15 protein-coding genes and 2 pseudogenes are annotated in these 17,414 nt (G+C 38.6%); 6 read left to right on the plus strand and 11 right to left on the minus strand.

Features of this window, described 5'->3' with window-relative positions; all coding sequences use genetic code 11:
* The first annotated feature begins 169 nt into the window (after positions 1-169).
* Together Aso01_RS12645 and Aso01_RS12650 are read left to right on the plus strand one after the other, a co-directional pair.
* The gene (locus Aso01_RS12645; RefSeq protein ID WP_004938283.1) at positions 170-2,032 is read left to right on the plus strand and encodes a DEAD/DEAH box helicase; all 1,863 of its coding nucleotides are present in this window, start codon (positions 170-172) and stop codon (positions 2,030-2,032) included.
* On the plus strand, positions 2,029-2,463 hold the full coding sequence (locus tag Aso01_RS12650; protein ID WP_004938286.1) for a hypothetical protein: 435 nt from the start codon (positions 2,029-2,031) through the stop codon (positions 2,461-2,463). Before Aso01_RS12645 ends, Aso01_RS12650 begins: the two co-directional genes overlap by 4 nt.
* 536 nt (positions 2,464-2,999) lie before the next feature.
* On the opposite strand, the gene Aso01_RS12655 is transcribed toward Aso01_RS12650, so the two are convergent.
* The gene (locus tag Aso01_RS12655) at positions 3,000-3,209 is read right to left on the minus strand and encodes a cold-shock protein (RefSeq protein ID WP_004938289.1); all 210 of its coding nucleotides are present in this window, start codon (positions 3,207-3,209) and stop codon (positions 3,000-3,002) included.
* Between the two features lie 509 nt (positions 3,210-3,718).
* Here Aso01_RS12655 and Aso01_RS12660 point away from each other — a divergent pair.
* Complete coding sequence (locus tag Aso01_RS12660; RefSeq protein WP_004938290.1) at positions 3,719-3,994, plus strand: hypothetical protein; 276 nt, start codon at positions 3,719-3,721, stop codon at positions 3,992-3,994.
* A 51-nt stretch (positions 3,995-4,045) separates the two neighbouring features.
* Here the strand turns inward: Aso01_RS12660 and Aso01_RS12665 are convergent, their stop codons facing one another.
* The 5 genes and pseudogenes from Aso01_RS12665 to Aso01_RS12685 all read right to left on the minus strand — a co-directional run.
* Entirely contained in the window at positions 4,046-4,240 is a 195-nt protein-coding gene (locus Aso01_RS12665) for a hypothetical protein (protein ID WP_004938292.1), read from the minus strand.
* A gap of 23 nt (positions 4,241-4,263) precedes the next feature.
* Positions 4,264-4,509 (minus strand): hypothetical protein, encoded by a 246-nt coding sequence (locus tag Aso01_RS12670; RefSeq protein ID WP_004938295.1) that lies wholly within the window; start codon positions 4,507-4,509, stop codon positions 4,264-4,266.
* A gap of 515 nt (positions 4,510-5,024) precedes the next feature.
* Complete coding sequence (locus tag Aso01_RS12675) at positions 5,025-5,270, minus strand: hypothetical protein (protein WP_004938298.1); 246 nt, start codon at positions 5,268-5,270, stop codon at positions 5,025-5,027.
* A gap of 358 nt (positions 5,271-5,628) precedes the next feature.
* A complete protein-coding gene (locus tag Aso01_RS12680) occupies positions 5,629-6,138 on the minus strand; it encodes a DMT family transporter (RefSeq protein WP_042065501.1) in 510 nt (169 codons plus the stop codon).
* 8 nt (positions 6,139-6,146) lie between these two features.
* A pseudogene (locus tag Aso01_RS12685) lies at positions 6,147-6,314 on the minus strand (DMT family transporter); the annotation flags it as partial.
* On the opposite strand from Aso01_RS12685, the pseudogene Aso01_RS12690 reads away from it, so the two are divergent.
* Positions 6,315-6,902: pseudogene (locus tag Aso01_RS12690) on the plus strand (substrate binding domain-containing protein); the annotation flags it as partial. It abuts the pseudogene before it with no gap.
* Positions 6,903-6,963: 61 nt separating this feature from the next.
* Here Aso01_RS12690 and Aso01_RS12695 read toward each other — a convergent pair.
* Together Aso01_RS12695 and Aso01_RS12700 are read right to left on the minus strand one after the other, a co-directional pair.
* Entirely contained in the window at positions 6,964-7,398 is a 435-nt protein-coding gene (locus Aso01_RS12695; protein ID WP_004938312.1) for a hypothetical protein, read from the minus strand.
* 130 nt (positions 7,399-7,528) lie between these two features.
* Positions 7,529-8,029 (minus strand): hypothetical protein, encoded by a 501-nt coding sequence (locus Aso01_RS12700; protein WP_004938316.1) that lies wholly within the window; start codon positions 8,027-8,029, stop codon positions 7,529-7,531.
* A 540-nt stretch (positions 8,030-8,569) separates the two neighbouring features.
* On the opposite strand from Aso01_RS12700, the gene Aso01_RS12705 reads away from it, so the two are divergent.
* Positions 8,570-10,240, plus strand: coding sequence for an OFA family MFS transporter (locus Aso01_RS12705; protein WP_004938318.1), 1,671 nt, complete (start codon positions 8,570-8,572; stop codon positions 10,238-10,240).
* A 52-nt stretch (positions 10,241-10,292) separates the two neighbouring features.
* On the opposite strand, the gene Aso01_RS12710 is transcribed toward Aso01_RS12705, so the two are convergent.
* Together Aso01_RS12710 and hrpA are read right to left on the minus strand one after the other, a co-directional pair.
* Entirely contained in the window at positions 10,293-11,402 is a 1,110-nt protein-coding gene (locus Aso01_RS12710) for a beta-ketoacyl-ACP synthase III (protein WP_004938320.1), read from the minus strand.
* 27 nt (positions 11,403-11,429) lie between these two features.
* Entirely contained in the window at positions 11,430-15,257 is a 3,828-nt protein-coding gene (gene hrpA, locus Aso01_RS12715) for an ATP-dependent RNA helicase HrpA (protein WP_370736356.1), read from the minus strand.
* Positions 15,258-15,635: 378 nt separating this feature from the next.
* On the opposite strand from hrpA, the gene ahpC reads away from it, so the two are divergent.
* On the plus strand, positions 15,636-16,199 hold the full coding sequence (ahpC, locus tag Aso01_RS12720; RefSeq protein WP_004938324.1) for an alkyl hydroperoxide reductase subunit C: 564 nt from the start codon (positions 15,636-15,638) through the stop codon (positions 16,197-16,199).
* Positions 16,200-16,617: 418 nt separating this feature from the next.
* Here the strand turns inward: ahpC and Aso01_RS12725 are convergent, their stop codons facing one another.
* Complete coding sequence (locus Aso01_RS12725) at positions 16,618-17,400, minus strand: SDR family oxidoreductase (protein ID WP_004938326.1); 783 nt, start codon at positions 17,398-17,400, stop codon at positions 16,618-16,620.
* Positions 17,401-17,414 lie beyond the last annotated feature (14 nt).

A 17,414-nucleotide genomic window follows, 5' to 3' on the forward strand; every position in this document is an offset into this window, starting at 1 on the left:
AAGGCGCTTTAAGCGCCTTTGCTCATTAGTAGAAATGATGTTTACAATTACTCAATCATAAGATATATATTTTACTTAACTCATCATATTTTCTTATTTAATACGAAAAAGATCGAATATAAATTCATTTATTTTTGGCTAATTAGACGTAAATATCACGGGGGTGACAATGTCTTATTTTAAAGATACTACAGCCAATATTGTAGGTAACAATAGACTCAGATCACCTCAAATAGAAGCCTATCTAAAAATCCAAGATTATTTTGAAGAAAATCCTAAAGGTGAAGCATTAGTAGTATTGCCAACTGGTACAGGCAAATCTGGTCTTATATCTATAGCACCATTTGGAGTTTGTAATGGACGTGTATTAATTATTACTCCTGGTTTGGTTACAAAAGATAGTATTAGCAAAACTCAGGAATCATTAAGAGATAACTTTTGGATTAACTTCGATATCATTTTTGGAGTAAATAATTTACCCATAGTCAGTGAGTTTACTTCTGATATCTCTGATGAGCATCTCCATGGCAGTAATATAATTTACGCTAATATTCAAAAAGTTATCAGCCAATCAGAAAATTGCTTAAAAAATAGAGTTCCACCTGACTTTTTTGATATGGTTATCATTGATGAATCTCATCACTCTGCTGCGCATAGTTGGGAGGAAATACTTACCTATTTCAGTTCTGCAAAAAAACTCCATGTTACAGGAACTCCTTTTAGAGGAGATGGTCAAGCCATTCCAGGTGAAAGAATTCACGAGACCCCTCTATCAGAAGTTATGCGTGATCGATACGTTAAATATTTAAAAAAAGAAACGGTAAATGCTCATCATTTATATTTTAGTACTCCAGAATTTCCTGATGAAAAGCTCACCGTTGAACAGGTGTTACGTTTTAAAGATTCTGAATGGATACAAAAATGTGTGGCTTTATCTAAAGATTGCTCAATGGATGTTATAAATCAGAGTATTGTAAAGCTGAAAGAATTAAGGGAATTATCACCAGAAGTTCCACATAAAATACTTGCTGTTGGCTGCAGTATTGAACATGCCATAGACTTAGAAAAATGGTATAAAGAATTAGGCTTCAGAACTGTACTAATTCATAGCAATATGGACAAAGCCTCACAAAAAACAAAATTTACATCTATAGAAAACAACGAATGTGATGTAGTGGTTTCTGTAAATATGCTTATGGAAGGTTATGATCACAAGTACTTGACAATATTGTCGATTTTTAGACCTTATAAAAGTTTAAATGCATTTGCACAAGTTATTGGGCGTGTTTTACGAGCAATACCAGAAGAAGAAATTAGTGCTTTTGAGATAGATAATAATGCTACCGTTATCTATCATGAAGAAACTGGACTAAATGATTTGTGGCAAGATTTTCAAAAAGAAGTGGAACGAGCAAAGAATGATCGGATTAAAGATTACTCCCTTAAGGAATTGACCAAAGATTATCAGCGTAAAGCTCAATCATTAGGTGAGGTAGGCTCTGAGGCTGCATTTATTAGTGATCAAGATTCATTTTTACCTGACATAGACTTCAATGAATTATTTGAAAATAAAAGAAAAGAAGTAAATAATAAAGTTCAAGAAACGCTAAGAAAGCTTTCAGCTATTGAAGGTCTAGATGAAGATATTCTAAAAAGTCTAGAACAAAAACTTATAGATAAAGAAAGCAAAACTATATCTGATGACTACATTGATCCTGAGCTACTACAAAAAAGACCTACTGCTGCTCGAGAACAATTAAGAAAGCTAATTAAGAAAAAAGCTGAGGATGAGGTTACTAACCTATTGGTAGACAAAGGTTATGATCCCAAAGGGACTGAATTAGCAAGCTCATTTTCTAAACACGCGCCAACCATCAAGGCAGGCATTGCAAATGATGCGGCTTTGGTGATGTATATTAATTTCAAACTTTATGATAAATTTCGCTCTATTGCAGAAAGGGATAACCAAACCCTGATTAAATCATTGAAGGTAATTCCTTCCATCATTGATGAAGTAAGGAAAATGATATGAACCAAGTTATTAAAGATATTACAGAATCTCTAATCAACCTCCATATGTTCAAAGGAATTCAGCCATCTGAATTAGCAGATTCTATTTTTGAAGATTGCTACCTGGGCATGTCCACTAAGAAAAATGCTGACATTATTGAAGTAGTTATTTCATTTACTGAAATGTGTGAAATGACTGGTAAAATTTTTACTCACCATATGAAGTATATCTACAATCGAGAGAGTTTTCTTTTAAAGATTGAAGAAGCTGTTAACTCTAAAAGCTATAAGCTTGTATGGGACAGAAACTTCTTAGTTAAGCGTAAAATTGAAGCTTTGAGCGTGAAACTAAAGGAGTTAGCCTATAGAGAAGCTCAAATTAAAGAAATTTTGAACACTATCCCAAGAAGATTCAAACAAGAAATTCAAGCTGAATTAAAGTTAGTATGTTAAAAAACTTCTATCTTTGAAATGGTATTTAGCCTGATTAAAAATACAACAATTAGTGTAAAAAATTATTCGACACCACTCCGACACCACAGTTTTATAAATAACTGTTTTTTATTGATTATTACAACCTTGCCAAGGTTGGGGTCGCGAGTTCGAGTCTCGTTTCCCGCTCCAAAATTTTTAAATTTGGATTTACAGGTCATATAACATTCAATGTTGTATGACTTTTTTTTGTCTAAGAATTTTATATACGCACTGATAATAAAATTGCTGCCAAGTTGGCTTAAAGAGTTTAATTAATTTCTATGATATAGAGTATAAACTTGACAACACTTCCCTCATAAACAGTATTTCTTAATAAACTGTCTTGTAAAATTCTAAGCAACCAAATCATCAGTGTTTCAATGAATAGCTTTGTTAATGATGAAATGATATGGATTCAGAATACACAAAGGACTGAGTTAGCATCATCTGATCGAGAAAAAGTCTAAAATTCAGCAATAAAAAAAGCACCCGAAAGTGCTTTTTTTAATTGTTACTTATTGAGCAACAATATTGACAGCGCTTGGACCTTTCTGGCCTTCAACGATGCTAAATGATACACGCTGACCTTCATGAAGCGTTTTGAAACCTGAGCTTGCAATTTCTTTGAAATGTGCAAAAACGTCAGGACCAGAATCTGGTTGAATAAAGCCAAAACCTTTAGTTTCGTTAAACCATTTAACGGTTCCAGTAACTGTGTTAGACATAATCTTACCCTATATTTTTAATAGTAAATTGCCAAATAAAATTTGACCGATATAACTTTGAAAATTTAACAAATTAAGCTCAAGAATCTAAAAAACGGAGGATTATGAATAAAACTTCGATACTTTAAAAGGTTTAACTAATTGTGTCATTTCTCTAGCTAGACTCTATACTACCCTAAAAACCACATCAAGTATATGCTTATTTGATATATATACTTACAAAAATAAAATGCGATTACTCAAAAACCGATGAAAATTAGAACCTTAAAAATATCATTAAAAAAATATTTTCTATCACATTAACAATTATATGTTATAGTCGAATTTTAAAATGCATTAATTTAATATTTATTTTCGGATGATTCCTCATCCGAATTTCAATGTAAAATAATTTTCTTATCACCTTCCTATTTTTTAATTAACTAATTAAGTTATAAATATTTTAATTGAAATAAATTTAACTATTTAAATAAATTAATTAATCTCAATTTAGGCCAAAAGGATACCTTATGTCTAGGTCTACCATGATTAATTATAAAATCACGATTCAAGATGCAAATAATTTCATCAGAAAAATCATCAAAGTAAAAGATATTCAATTTAATAAAGAACTTCTTTACGAAACAAATGAATGGTTATGGATTTTTGAAGACAATAATGAGTTTTGTCCATTTGAGCTCTGGAGTTTTATGGATCGCGTAAAAGTACATGATGGACTCATTTTTAATCATAAAATATATAAAGTCATTGAGGTCACTAAAATGAATAAAATAAGATATATATAATAAAAAAGCTCATATTATGAGCTTCTTATCTATTTTTTAACCATACAGCTATCATTTGGTTTTTAATATTTTTACAGCAGTACCAGGCTCATGGTTGTTTAATGCGAGCCAGAGCACTTTACTGTTATCTACATGCCCTTTAGTCATGACACTTGCAATATCTACCTCAAAATTTTGCAAAACGTCATTTGCATAGTAAACGAGATTAAATACTGATTTTACTTCAATGGCTTGTTTATTGATCATCACATTCAACTTTCACTATTTTTTCATATAGAAAAATTAGATTGTAATTTATAGAGTTTATTAAATTCGGTGTAGAAAGACTTTCCATCTAAATTTAATGCCAGAACCGTACCAGATTCTAATTCAACTTGCTTCGTCACCTCAACCAAGGTCTGACCATGCAAGTTACTTTGGACTTTTTTTAATGGTACAATATTCACGCGAATAATGTCGCCATTTACTGCTTTGGCTGTTGTCCAGCCGTTCATAATATTCATTATAAAACCCATACTTATGAGCTTTTGTAATCAGAAAAGATTAATTTACATGTATCCAACTTGGATAGTGATAAGTTAAAGGCATCTCGCCTAAGATCTATAACAGTTACATCAGCTTTAATGACACATAGGTGTCGATTGATCATATTTAGTTTGATTCAACATAGCAGCCTGATTTGCTCAAACTGCTATTCACCGGTGTACCTTTTAGGTACACAATGCGTTAAAGATTTGAATTCGTATAAAATAATAATTACTTTTATAAAATGTGGGAGCGCAAGTCCATTAACAACTCAAATCTACTTGTTCTGAATCGGAACAATTTCGGCTAAAGTTATAGTAACACCATTTCTCAGTAATACCTAATTTAAGTCGCTTTCAGATACAACTCTCATTCGTTTTAATTGCTTTATAATTCGGCTTAATATTTAGCAAATTAGAGCGAAATTGTAGCATATAAGTCATATCTGGAAATTTTGAAGACAATTGAAAAATAAGAATAAATAATATATTTCACATGGCGTTATTTATCGCAAGTTTTGAAACATTGAAAACGTAATAGCTTTACCTTTCATGTCATTAAAATCTCTATACAACGTATTGTTTTTAATAAATAAGTTGAAGTATTTATTTTCAGATAACGCTTTATCATCTTCTAACGAAAAAATAGTGATACCAGCTTTTGAAAATAGATCATCTAAATTTTCAAAAGTCGTATTCTTTTGAAAGAAATTCTCAGAAAGTATTCTTCTGATATTTACTTTTACTGTCATTTTGAACCTCACAAACGAAACAATTCTTTCAAGCATACATATTCAAATGATGCCATGAGTAAAATAATTATTTTGTTACAATATTTCAATAAAATCAAGATTTTGATGCTTTTAAATTATTAAGCTACTGTTTCATATAACTGACTAAATTATCCGCAAATTACAAGTGTAAATCTTAGGTTTCATCCCAAGTTTAATACTCATTTTTATAAATTTTTTCATTCAATTTTCGTAAATTTTTCTATTTTAATTACCTTTTAAAAAATCCCTTTCGGGGTTTTTGCATCTTCTAACTTATGTCTAGTTATAGATGATTCAAATAAGAGACGAAACATATGATAAACATAAAATTCATCAATCAATATCTGATATCTTTTCGCAACTTAAGAGGCTTTAGGTCTGATACTTTTTCGGCCTTAGGTTGCATCGTCTTACTGCTTGAATAGATAAAGTAAAGCGCTATACCCAGACAAATTAATGCCGCGAATCGTTCAATAGAAAAAGGCAAAGCTTTATTATTCAACCAGCCAAAATTATCGATCAACATACTCATGAGCAACTGACCAAAAATCACAGCAACTGTTGCAACAGCGGTCCCGATACGCTGTACAGCCAGCACCATAACAACAATATATGGCACACCACAAAAAGCACCTAATAATTGCCATTTAGGTACATCAAGCAAAGTCAGTGAATGTCTGGGTTCGAAATAAAAAATTAATAAGGCAGTAATTAATGCGCCAACCGAAAAGGTTAAAAACGCACTTTTAAACACACCGACTTGACTTCCAAGTTGGCCATTAATTGCAGCTTGAACACTCAACATGGCACCACCAAACACTGCCAATAGAATCATAAATGTTGTGATCATATTCGCTATCCTCGTGCAACCAAAATAAGTGCAATCACAATAAAAACTAAAGCAATAAGACGTTTAGAATCGATTTTTCGATGTGATACACCCAATAGACCAAAGTGATCAATCATCAGACTTTTAAAAATCTGTCCGGCTAAAATACCAATCATGGTCATGGCTATGCCAAGTTGACAGGCCTCTGTAAGCGCTATCCAAAACTTTCGATTGAGCTGATTCAAACCGACGAATATATCGATCCATTTAGAGACAGCACCGATTTGGTTTTTCGTATAGGCGTACTCAACGATTCATCTTTACACGCGCGAGTATTTGGTGCACAAAAATATTATCTTGCGGCATCACCTGAATATTTATGCAGATACGGACAACCTCAACAACCTGCGCAGTTGTTAGAGCATAAAGCGCTTGTTTATAAAGGGTTTGAAGGACCAAATCGCTGGTTAATTAAAGAAGCAGACGGCGCATGGACTCAATTACCAGTCCATGCACTCATGACATCGAATAATGCTGAGAGCCTTATGCGTGCAGCACTTGATGGTCTGGGTATTGTCATGTTCCCAGATTGGCTCATTGGAGAAGCGTTAAAGTCAGGTGATTTAGTTCAATTACTTCAACCGCATGAAGTCTCGATTAAATCCCAACCTCAATACATTGCTGCAATTTATCCAAATGCACGCCATCCACCCCTGAATGTTCGTGCAGTCATCGATTACTTTAGCGAGATTTATGGCACCCCACTTTACTGGCAGTATTAATCACTCAGTAAAATTAACATTGAACTGAACTCATTTAATGAGCTACCAGTGCCGTGCCAAGCTACTTACATACAATTCCAGAACCTTCTTTATAGTAATCCGTCGCGGTTTTGAGCTCTGCCAACAATTTGGTTTCATTAAACTGATTTGGCTTTAAATGAACCAGCGCCGGTATGTATTCAGATTTATAAACATTGGGCCAATCGACGCACAAAATCTGGACGCGCTGGGTTTGCGAAGTATTGGGATTGTCGAGTAAGTCCATAAAATGACTAATTTGTTTGTCCGATTGTTCAAACTGGGCCTGATAGTTAATTGCTTTTGGCGCCTTTTGTGCTTGAACAGCTTCGGAGCTGTGCATCGGTGCAGAGGCCGAATGCACTGCGCTCGATACATGATCTGCCGATGTCTTTGGCTCAGGTTGTTCTGGTGAACGATCACATGCAGTAAGCGATAAACTAAGGAGCAAAAGCGCGAGACTATGACGTTTCATCATGATGTGAGTGGCTTAAAAGCTTGAGTATAAGATGACTTTTCATCTAACACTACTCGATTTATAGCAACTTGTTTAAACAACTCTCAATTGATTCATAAAAAAATACCCGCTCGAAGGCGGGTATCTTGTATCAGTTTAGTTTGGTAGAACGTGCCATCACCTGTTCAGGCACATTTTGTTTTAAAATCACTGCAAGTGTTTTTTCATTTTTTGCAGTATCAATGCCATTACTTGCCAATACTGCATTCACATCTTTAGGGCTTAAAGTAAACATGGCGCCAGTCATTGGATCTACAACCAAGATTCCAATCAGACCACCAAAAATAATATTACCGAAATACCAACCATTTAAGCGTGACTTGACTTGCATGGTTTGAGTTTGATATCCATCTTTAGAAAATGAGACTTGATAGTTTTCAGGCTGGAAAAAACCGGCGCTTTTTTTCAGAGTTACAGTCGCAGGAGTTTGTCCCATATGCACTTTTTCACCTTTTTTATTGGTGATCGTGATCGTTGCAATTTCTGGTACGCTTTTAAATGACATCGTTTGGGTTGAACCCGTAATAATGGTTGCACATCCTGTGAACGTTGCAGTGACTGCCAATAAAGACGCAATTAATGTTTTTTTCATTTCCAACTCAATGATTACATGTTGTAAAAATTTAGAAACAAAACTTTACACTTTGTTGTTATATTGTCAATTTTTTCTTCATAATTTCATTGAGTTAGTTGCTTTTTTAGGCAAATTAGATACTTTATTCATTTAGAATGATGCCTTAATTGTGGGATGATGAGTTAAGTAAGGAAAATCGACATCATTTGGGTTTAGCGGTACTCATTTCACTACGCCGCGATATTCATCATTGTTTTTTTGATTATTCTTGATCTAATTTTTATATCTTGATAAAAAAAATAGTTTAAGACATTAATTTATAATAATTTTGATGAATTCTTACGACTCTAAATAGAATCACATTCTCAATATTTTTAAGATTCCTTATTTTTAAACTCCCTGTATGATGGAAAAATCGTCTACTCCATGTCTGCGCCAAAAAATTTTAAGATTTGTCGATACTAACAACCAGATTTTCAATCAGATCTCAATAAATAATCATCGACAAAGGCCAAACTATGACGTATATCGAAGCAAATAAAATAGGGAAATCACGTTATGGCAACAACAGATTCAACCTCTGGCGCTCAGCCCCCCTTTCTTTCTAAGCAAAGAATCATTGCAAAGCCAGATTTTAATCGCTGGCTCGTCCCTCCTGCCGCTCTTGCCATTCATCTGTGTATTGGTATGGCCTATGGATTTTCGGTATTCTGGCTACCGCTCTCCAAAGCAATTGGAATTGAAGATCCTGTCGCTTGTGCTGCCGATGTCGGCTTTTTTCAGCAATTGTTTATTACCACTTGTGACTGGAAAATCTCGACGCTCGGCTGGATGTATACGCTGTTTTTTGTTTTGCTGGGGAGCTCCGCTGCAATTTGGGGGGGATGGTTGGAGCGCGTTGGCCCACGAAAGGCTGGACTGATTAGTGCGCTGTGCTGGTGTGGCGGCATGCTGATTTCTGCACTCGGCATTCATTTACATCAGTTCTGGTTGATGCTTTTAGGATCAGGCGTGATTGGCGGAATTGGCTTGGGTTTGGGTTATATCTCTCCCGTCAGTACACTAATTAAATGGTTCCCCGACCGCCGCGGTTTGGCAACAGGCTTGGCGATTATGGGCTTTGGTGGCGGTGCCATGATTGGTTCACCTCTTGCAGTCGAATTAATGGCACACTTTTCAACACCAACCAATGTGGGCGTGGCAGCGACTTTTGTTTGCATGGCGCTGATCTATTTTGTATTTATGGTTGCGGGTGCTCTAACTTACCGAATTCCGGCACAAAACTGGAAACCTGCAGGTTGGGAACCGAGCGCCAAAATGCAGCAAAATGCATTTATTACCAAACAACATGTGCATGTTAAAAAGATCTGGGGCATCCCTCAGTTCTGGCTGGTCTGGGCGGTACTCTGCATGAACGTTTCCGCGGGGATTGGCGTGATTGGCATGGCTTCACCCATGCTTCAGGAGGTTTTTGCGGGTCAGTTAATTAGGCTACCTTTAAAATTTTCAGAACTTAGTCAAGATCAGCTCAAAACTATTGCAGCAATCGCTGCCGGCTTCACTGCATTGCTGAGTCTATTTAATATTGGGGGTCGGATTGCGTGGGCCAGTTTATCCGATCGTATCGGGCGTAAAGCCACCTATAGCGTATTTTTTATTTTAGGTGCGGCTTTATACGCTTTTGTACCGTTTGCAGCGCAAATGGAAAGTAAGCTGTTATTTGTTGGGGCGATCTGTATCATCATCAGTATGTACGGAGGTGGATTTGCTACAGTTCCGGCTTATCTGGCCGATTTATTCGGCACCCAAATGGTTGGCGCAATTCATGGTCGATTACTCACCGCATGGGCTACCGCCGGTATTTTAGGGCCTGTGATTGTGAATAATATGCGTGACTATCAACTTGGTTTAGGCCTTGCAGCGAGCCAAGTCTATAACCAGACCATGTTTATTTTGGCAGGCTTATTAATTGTGGGTTTAATTTGTAACCTATGTATTCGTCCGGTCAATCCCAAGTATTTCATGACGCCAGCCGAACTTGAAGCAGAGCAAAAAAGTGCCGAAAAACATCATGAAAATCAACAAGTATCCAGTGCGATTCTGACTGAATCGAGTACTGCAAGTAACAATCACCTGTTACTGGTGGTATTGGCATGGCTAGCGGTGGGTATTCCATTACTCTGGGGCATTTATCGTACACTCATCAGCGTTAAAGCTTTTATTCAGTAACGCTTAGCGCATAAAAAATCCCGCATCGGCGGGATTTTTTATGCGCTAATAATTAGCTTGCTAGTCGCTTTTGAACCAAGATCGATCCAACAGAATAACCCGCACCAAATGAACAGATTACGCCATATTCATCTGATTCGACCTCATGACCCGTACGATGCAGCGCAATCATTACTCCCGCAGATGACGTGTTGGCAAATTCATCTAAGATAATAGGTGTGCGCTCAGGTTCAGCATCTTTACCCAATACCAGTTTGGCAATCAGCTGATTCATGTTCAGATTAGCCTGATGCAACCAGAAACGCTTGATCGACTCAGCTTCAATTTGGTTTTTTTCAAGTTGTGTACTGATGATTTTTGCCACCAAAGGACACACTTCCTTAAATACTTTACGGCCATCTTGTCGGAACTGCTTGTCATCACGTACCGCATCTTCGCTTCGATTTAAAAAGCCGAAGTTGTTGCGAATATTATTGGAAAACTGGGTAAACAAATGGATATCTAAAATTTCAAACCCATTTTTAGTTTCGGTGTCCTCAATAATCGATGCCGTAGCAACATCACCAAAAATAAAGTGACAATCGCGTGAACGATAGTCGGTATGGCCTGAAGTAATTTCAACATTGACCAGTAGCACACGGCGCGCGCCAGACTTAATGGCATCATATGCCTGTTTTAAGCCAAACGTTGCCGCCGAACATGCCACATTCATATCATAGGCATATCCTTCGATCCCGAGCGCCGTCTGTATTTCTACAGCAACTGCCGGATAGGCACGCTGCAAATTAGAGCATGCCAAAATCACGACATCGATATCTTCCGGAGCTACCCCCGCATTGGTCATGGCATCCTTTGCTGCCCACACGCCCCATTCGGCTTGAATCGAAAGCTCGTCATCGGTACGTTCTTCAAGGCGTGGGCGCAAGCGTGATGGATCAAGTACACCTGATTTTTCAATCACGTAACGGCGCTGAATCCCTGATGCTTTCTCAATAAACTCAGCACTTGAGCCTAAACGCTCTGGCAACTCACCCGCAGCGATTTTCTCAGCATTGTCCTGATTGTACTGTTCTACATAGGCATTAAGACTTTCGACCAGTTCTTGATTACTAATCGATTCGGCTGGATGGTACAAACCTGTACCGGTAATACGTACGCCCATGTAAAACTCCTTATGAGAATGCGGGGATTATTGAATTCCTAAACGCTGCCAAGCTTTTTGCAGACGTGATGATGACACTGGCATCTTGGTTTTCATAGGTTGTGAAAACAATGAGATTCTCAGTTCTTCAACCATAAAATAAATCTCTTTAAGTTCAGGTTTGTGCTTAAACTTAAAGAGCTTATCCATCCAAGGGTCAACATCGGCAATGGCCGACTCATCACGCTTTAAATTATTGGGTAAACGATCTAAACGCATTAATAATGCTTTTAAATAACGTGGATATTCAAGCCAAACCTCTGACCCTTGCGTATACACAAAGTCGCTAAGCTGCATTAAATCCAGCTGATCTTCAATATCGTCAATGCTACGACCAAAAATATCGCCATCCAGCATCATCAGTTGACGACGAATGTCTTGCCACTGAACAAAGATATCGGAAATCACTTCTAAAGCCTGCTGTCCATGCGTTAAGAACTGCTGTTTGACCTGTTTAAGCAGTGCTTCAAACTCAGCCTTATTGACTGGTAAGGTATCGATGCTGAGCTGAAGTGTCGCATACACCAGCATTTGCTCGAGTTTGGCTTTTTCACCCAAAGGTGAATAGGCCAAGAAAAGCGGTTTGGAAATCTGCTTTTTCAACTGGCGAGTTAAATCCCCCAACTGCATATGAATCAGGCGAATCACACCTTCACGATGCTGCTTAATCGCTTCATGCTGATCGTTAAAGGTTTGAATGACCACGCCAGATTCATCTTTTTGCTCAAGTGCGCTAAATGCTTTAGCAGGTACCAAGGCCTGATACTGCTTTACCACCACACCCGTCACTTTCTGCGATGCTTCAAATACGAAGTTGTCAGGAAATTGTTGAAACTCGCCTTTCAACTGTTTCACCGGACGATGAGTTTCGGTACGACAACGCGCTTTGAGTTCAACAAGGTCGCGTCCTTTTTCAAGGATACGCCCTTTTTCATCGGTCACCACAATAAACGGCACCAGATACTGCTCAATTCGCTCAAAAGAGAAATCTTTTTCGCTGATCTCTTCGCCACGAAGTGCAAAAGCCAAAAATTTAAAAATATGCTGATTTAAATGGACAGCATCAACTGATTGCATCAGTTTTTTGGCTGTATCGGGAATGGGAACCAAATGACGACGCTTGTCTTTAGGCAAAGATTTAAGCAAAGCTTCGATTAAATCCAGACGCCAACCCGGGATCCCCCAAGACCAACGATTTTCATCCACTTGTGGCAGTGCCTGTACTGGAATTTTAACCGTTGCACCGTCTTCATCATGACTCGGATCGAAACGATAACTGGTAGCGAGACGGAGTTCACCATTTTGCAAATAATCCGGAAATTGTTGCGTGGTTGGTCGATCATTTTGCCAGAGCGCATCGTCATCAATAAATAAATAACGGGGCTGTTTGGGTTCAACCGTTGCACGCCAGTCTTCAAAACTACGTCGACTTGCTATTTCGGCAGGAACACGTTCGGCATAAAATTGATAGACTGTTTCTTCATCAACCACTAAATCACGGCGACGCAATTTGTCTTCAACTCGCTCAACTTCTTCGAGTTTAAGCAAATTATGCTTTAAAAATGGTGGTGTGATACCTAAATTGCCAGTCGTGAGCGCATCACGTAGAAAAATTTCACGCGCGGCAGGATGGTCGACTTTTTCGAAATTGACCAGTCGCTTTGGTTCTACAATCAGGCCAAACAGCGAAATTTGCGCATAAGCTTGCACCAAGCCTGTTTTTTTCGACCAGTGTGGCTCGTAGTAGTGATATTTCAGTAAATCTCGTGCCGCAAGCAATATCCATTCCGGATCGATTTTGGCCAAAGTTCTTAAATACACCTGTGAGGTTTCGACCATTTCGAAGGCCATGACCCATGCCGTATTCGATTTGTGCAGCGTACTCGCTGGAAACACTTTGGCTTTTTGCTGGCGCACAGCCATATAAATGTTTCGTTCATCGGTTTTATTGGCAATAAACGACAGCAAGCCTGTTAGCAGTGCGCGATGCAAATTTTCATAGGTGGCAGTTTTTTCATTAAAAGATAAATTTAAGCCTTTTGCCAGATCGACCAACTGTGCATGGGTTTGCTTCCACTCGCGCAAACGTAACCAGCTCAAAAAATGCTGACGAGCAAAATGACGACGTTTATTTTCACTCGATGTTTCCGGGCTATTTTTTAAGGTATCCCAGAGTTTAAGATAAAACAAAAAGTCAGAGTCAGCTTCACGAAACAACGCATGTTTCTGATCGGCTTGCACTTGTTTGTCGGCAGGACGCTCACGCGGATCTTGTACCGCAAGGGCACTCACCACCACCAAAATTTCGTTCAACACGCCAAAGTGAGAACCGCCGACAATCATACGCGCCAAACGCGGATCGATCGGCATGCGTGCCATGATTTGCCCAACTTGAGTCAGTGTGGCTTTTTGTTCATTAAACGCGCCCAGCTCGACCAACAGCTTGCGTCCGTCATTGACTAAACGATGGTCTGGCGGTTCAATAAAGTCAAATTCTTCAACGCGCCCCAAGCCCAAGCTTTGCATCTGTAAAATAACCGAAGCCAAATTGGTTCGTTTAATTTCAGGCTCAGTAAAGGCCGGACGGCTAGTAAAATCTTCTTCGCTGTATAGACGAATACATACACCCGGCGCAATACGACCACAGCGTCCTTTACGCTGACTTGCTGCGGCTTGTGAAATGGCTTCTATGGGTAAGCGCTGTACACGAGAGCGATAGTTATAGCGCGAAATTCGCGCAAAACCGCTATCGATGACATAGCGAATATTGGGTACGGTCAGCGCGGTTTCGGCAACGTTGGTCGAAATGATAATTCGACGGCCTTTATTTCCCGGCGTAAAAATCTTTTGTTGTTCGCTTAAACCCAAACGAGCGTATAGCGGCAAAATTTCGGTATGCTTCGGGCCATATTTTTCTAATGTTTCTTGTAACTCTCGAATTTCCTGTTCAGTACTTGAAAAAATCAGGATATCTGCATGCTGTGGATGGCCTTTTTCTTCGGCATCGGCAAAGCATTCTTCGACTGCCTGTACCACTGCACGCGGTAAATTCTCTTCAAAATCATCAAACTCATCGTCATCACTACTGCCAATACTTAGCTCAGAAATTGGGCGATAACGGACTTCAACCGGAAAGCTTCGACCTTCCACTTCAAAAATGGGTGCATGATTAAAATAAGCACTAAAACGGTTTACATCTAGTGTTGCCGAAGTAATGATGACTTTTAGGTCTGGGCGTTTGCTCAAAATTTGTTTGAGATAACCCATAATAAAGTCGATATTCAATGAACGCTCATGCGCTTCATCGATGATGATGGTGTCGTATTTATTTAAAAAGCGGTCATGTCCTAACTCAGCCAGTAAGATACCGTCCGTCATGAGGCGCACGATGGAATCATTCGAACCTTGCTCATTGAACCGCACTTTAAAACCGATTGATTCGCCTAGCTTTTCGCCCACTTCTTCTGCAATACGCTGAGATACGCTACGTGCTGCCAAACGACGCGGCTGCGTATGACCAATCATGCCAGTAAGACCACGACCAGCCAGCATAGCAATTTGAGGTAACTGTGTGGTTTTTCCTGAGCCGGTTTCACCCGCTACAATAATCACCTGATGTTTTTGAATTGCTGCAATCAATTGGTCTGCATATTGGGTAACTGGCAGATCCTGATTCAGTTTAATGTTGGGTAAACGTGCTAGGCGTGCTTTGACTTGAGCATTGGATTTCTCAAATAAAGACTGATATTGCTCTGGATTTTTATCTTTACCCTTGCCTAGTCGATTTAAGCGATGTCGGTCACGCACCATAACCATTTGATCTACATCTAAACCACTATGCACAGATAAGTATTCCTAATCATTTTCAATAGATCGTCCATTTTACGCGGGAATATGCATGAACGAAAGTCATTCAGTCTATTTCTTTTTTTGTGAATGCGCTTGAAATTAATCACATACGCCTCAATACAAACAAGATGCGGCGTGCTGAAGGCTGTCATATAACGATCATACAACTTGCCTAGAGTTGTAATACCGATCGGATGGAGAAATCTTAGGCAATTGTATACTCAATTCATTTTTCCGATATTGTTTATGCAAAAATACTATTTCCCCAATAAGTCAAAGTTCTTTATTCTATTTTAAGTTTTAAAGTTAACGATAACATCTCATTCATGATATATGGAGAAATTGATGAGCTTAATTAATACTGAAGTTAAACCATTTAAAGCAACAGCTTACCATCAAGGTCAATTTGTTGAAGTCACTGAAGCCGATCTTAAAGGCAAATGGTCTGTTGTATTCTTCTATCCTGCAGACTTTACTTTTGTTTGCCCAACAGAATTAGAAGATTTGGCTGACAACTACGAAGCATTCAAAAACCTTGGTGTTGAAATTTATGGTGTTTCTACTGACACGCATTTCACACACAAAGCTTGGCACGACACTTCAGAAGCAATCAAAAAAATCCAATACCCATTAGTCGGCGATCCAACTTGGACGCTTTCTAAAAACTTTGACGTGTTAATCGAATCTGCTGGTCTTGCTGACCGCGGTACATTCGTGATCGACCCAGAAGGTAAAATCCAAATCGTTGAAATCAACGCAGGTGGTATCGGTCGTGACGCTCAAGAACTTCTTCGTAAAGTAAAAGCAGCGCAATACGTTCACGCTCACCCAGGTGAAGTATGCCCAGCTAAATGGAAAGAAGGCGAAGCAACACTTGCTCCTTCTATCGACCTTGTTGGTAAAATCTAATTTACCCACAGAAAAAGCCGCCCATTTGGGCGGTTTTTTTATTTAAAATATTTAAAAAAAACCATTAAAAAAGCCCGCTTAACGGGCTTTTCAGCAACATGTAATATCAGCGTTACGGCGCTAATATTCTGATGTTTAACGCAGTCGTATTCAGGCTTGCATATCTGTGTTCACCTGACTAAGTTATCCTTGAAGTCAGGAAGAATATGTTGGCCTTGAACTAACATTAGCACTGAAATACAAAACGGTCAATATTTAATCATTTTAATGTCCTTTTTAAGTACCAATCAATCATATTAAATTTCAATTACTTAGTATTTAATCGTTTTAAAAATAACATTCCATCGCAATTTTTAACAATTGAGTAAAACAAAAAAGGTTTTGTTTGATCACAAGACCTTGAGTGCCTATATATAACTTAGTGTCCTAATTGATGAATCAACGTGAGATGCTTACGCACGCCCTGATCAATCACATGCGGCATGATCGAATTCATCATGACAAAACCACGTTCAGGCCAACCAATGTAGATGGTTTGTTTGTCTTGCAAAATGGATTGCACGATCACTTTAGCCACCAGTTCTGGACTGTCTGCCTTGCTTCCCATCGCCTTCATCAAATCCATAGCTGCCTGACTGTTCATGGTGGTCTGGGTCGCGCGTGGCGCCACATAAAGTACCTGAATATTGCTATCTGCAAGCTCTCGTCTAAGTGCTTCCGAGAAGCCTCTTAAGGCAAATTTAGTGGCACAATAAGTGGTGTATCCTGCAAAACCCAATGAGCCATAGATGGAACCAACATTGACAATCTTGGCCTGACCACCTGCATTTAATTTTGAAATCAAACCTGCTGTTAAGCTCATGGGCGCAGTGACATTTAAATGCACCAGTTTCTGAATTTGCTCAGGTGTTTGATGATCTAAAGTAGCAAAGCAATTTACTCCCGCGGCATTGATTAGCAGATTTAAGCCATCAATTTGCTGAGCAGTCTGAATGACCTTGTTTAGATCTTCAAAATTGAGTAAATCTGCACGCAGGACTTTGATTTGCCCCGTATATTTTTGCTGCAAAGACGATAAAGCCTGGGTATTTCGCGCAATCGCCAAAACTTTAGCGCCTTCTTTACAAAGTGCATCACAGAGGGCAAGTCCGATTCCCCCACTTGCACCGGTTAGTACCACATGTGCATTCGATAATTGCATCCCTGTCACTCCTC

This window comes from Acinetobacter soli (assembly GCF_000760595.1).
Taxonomy (GTDB): domain Bacteria; phylum Pseudomonadota; class Gammaproteobacteria; order Pseudomonadales; family Moraxellaceae; genus Acinetobacter; species Acinetobacter soli.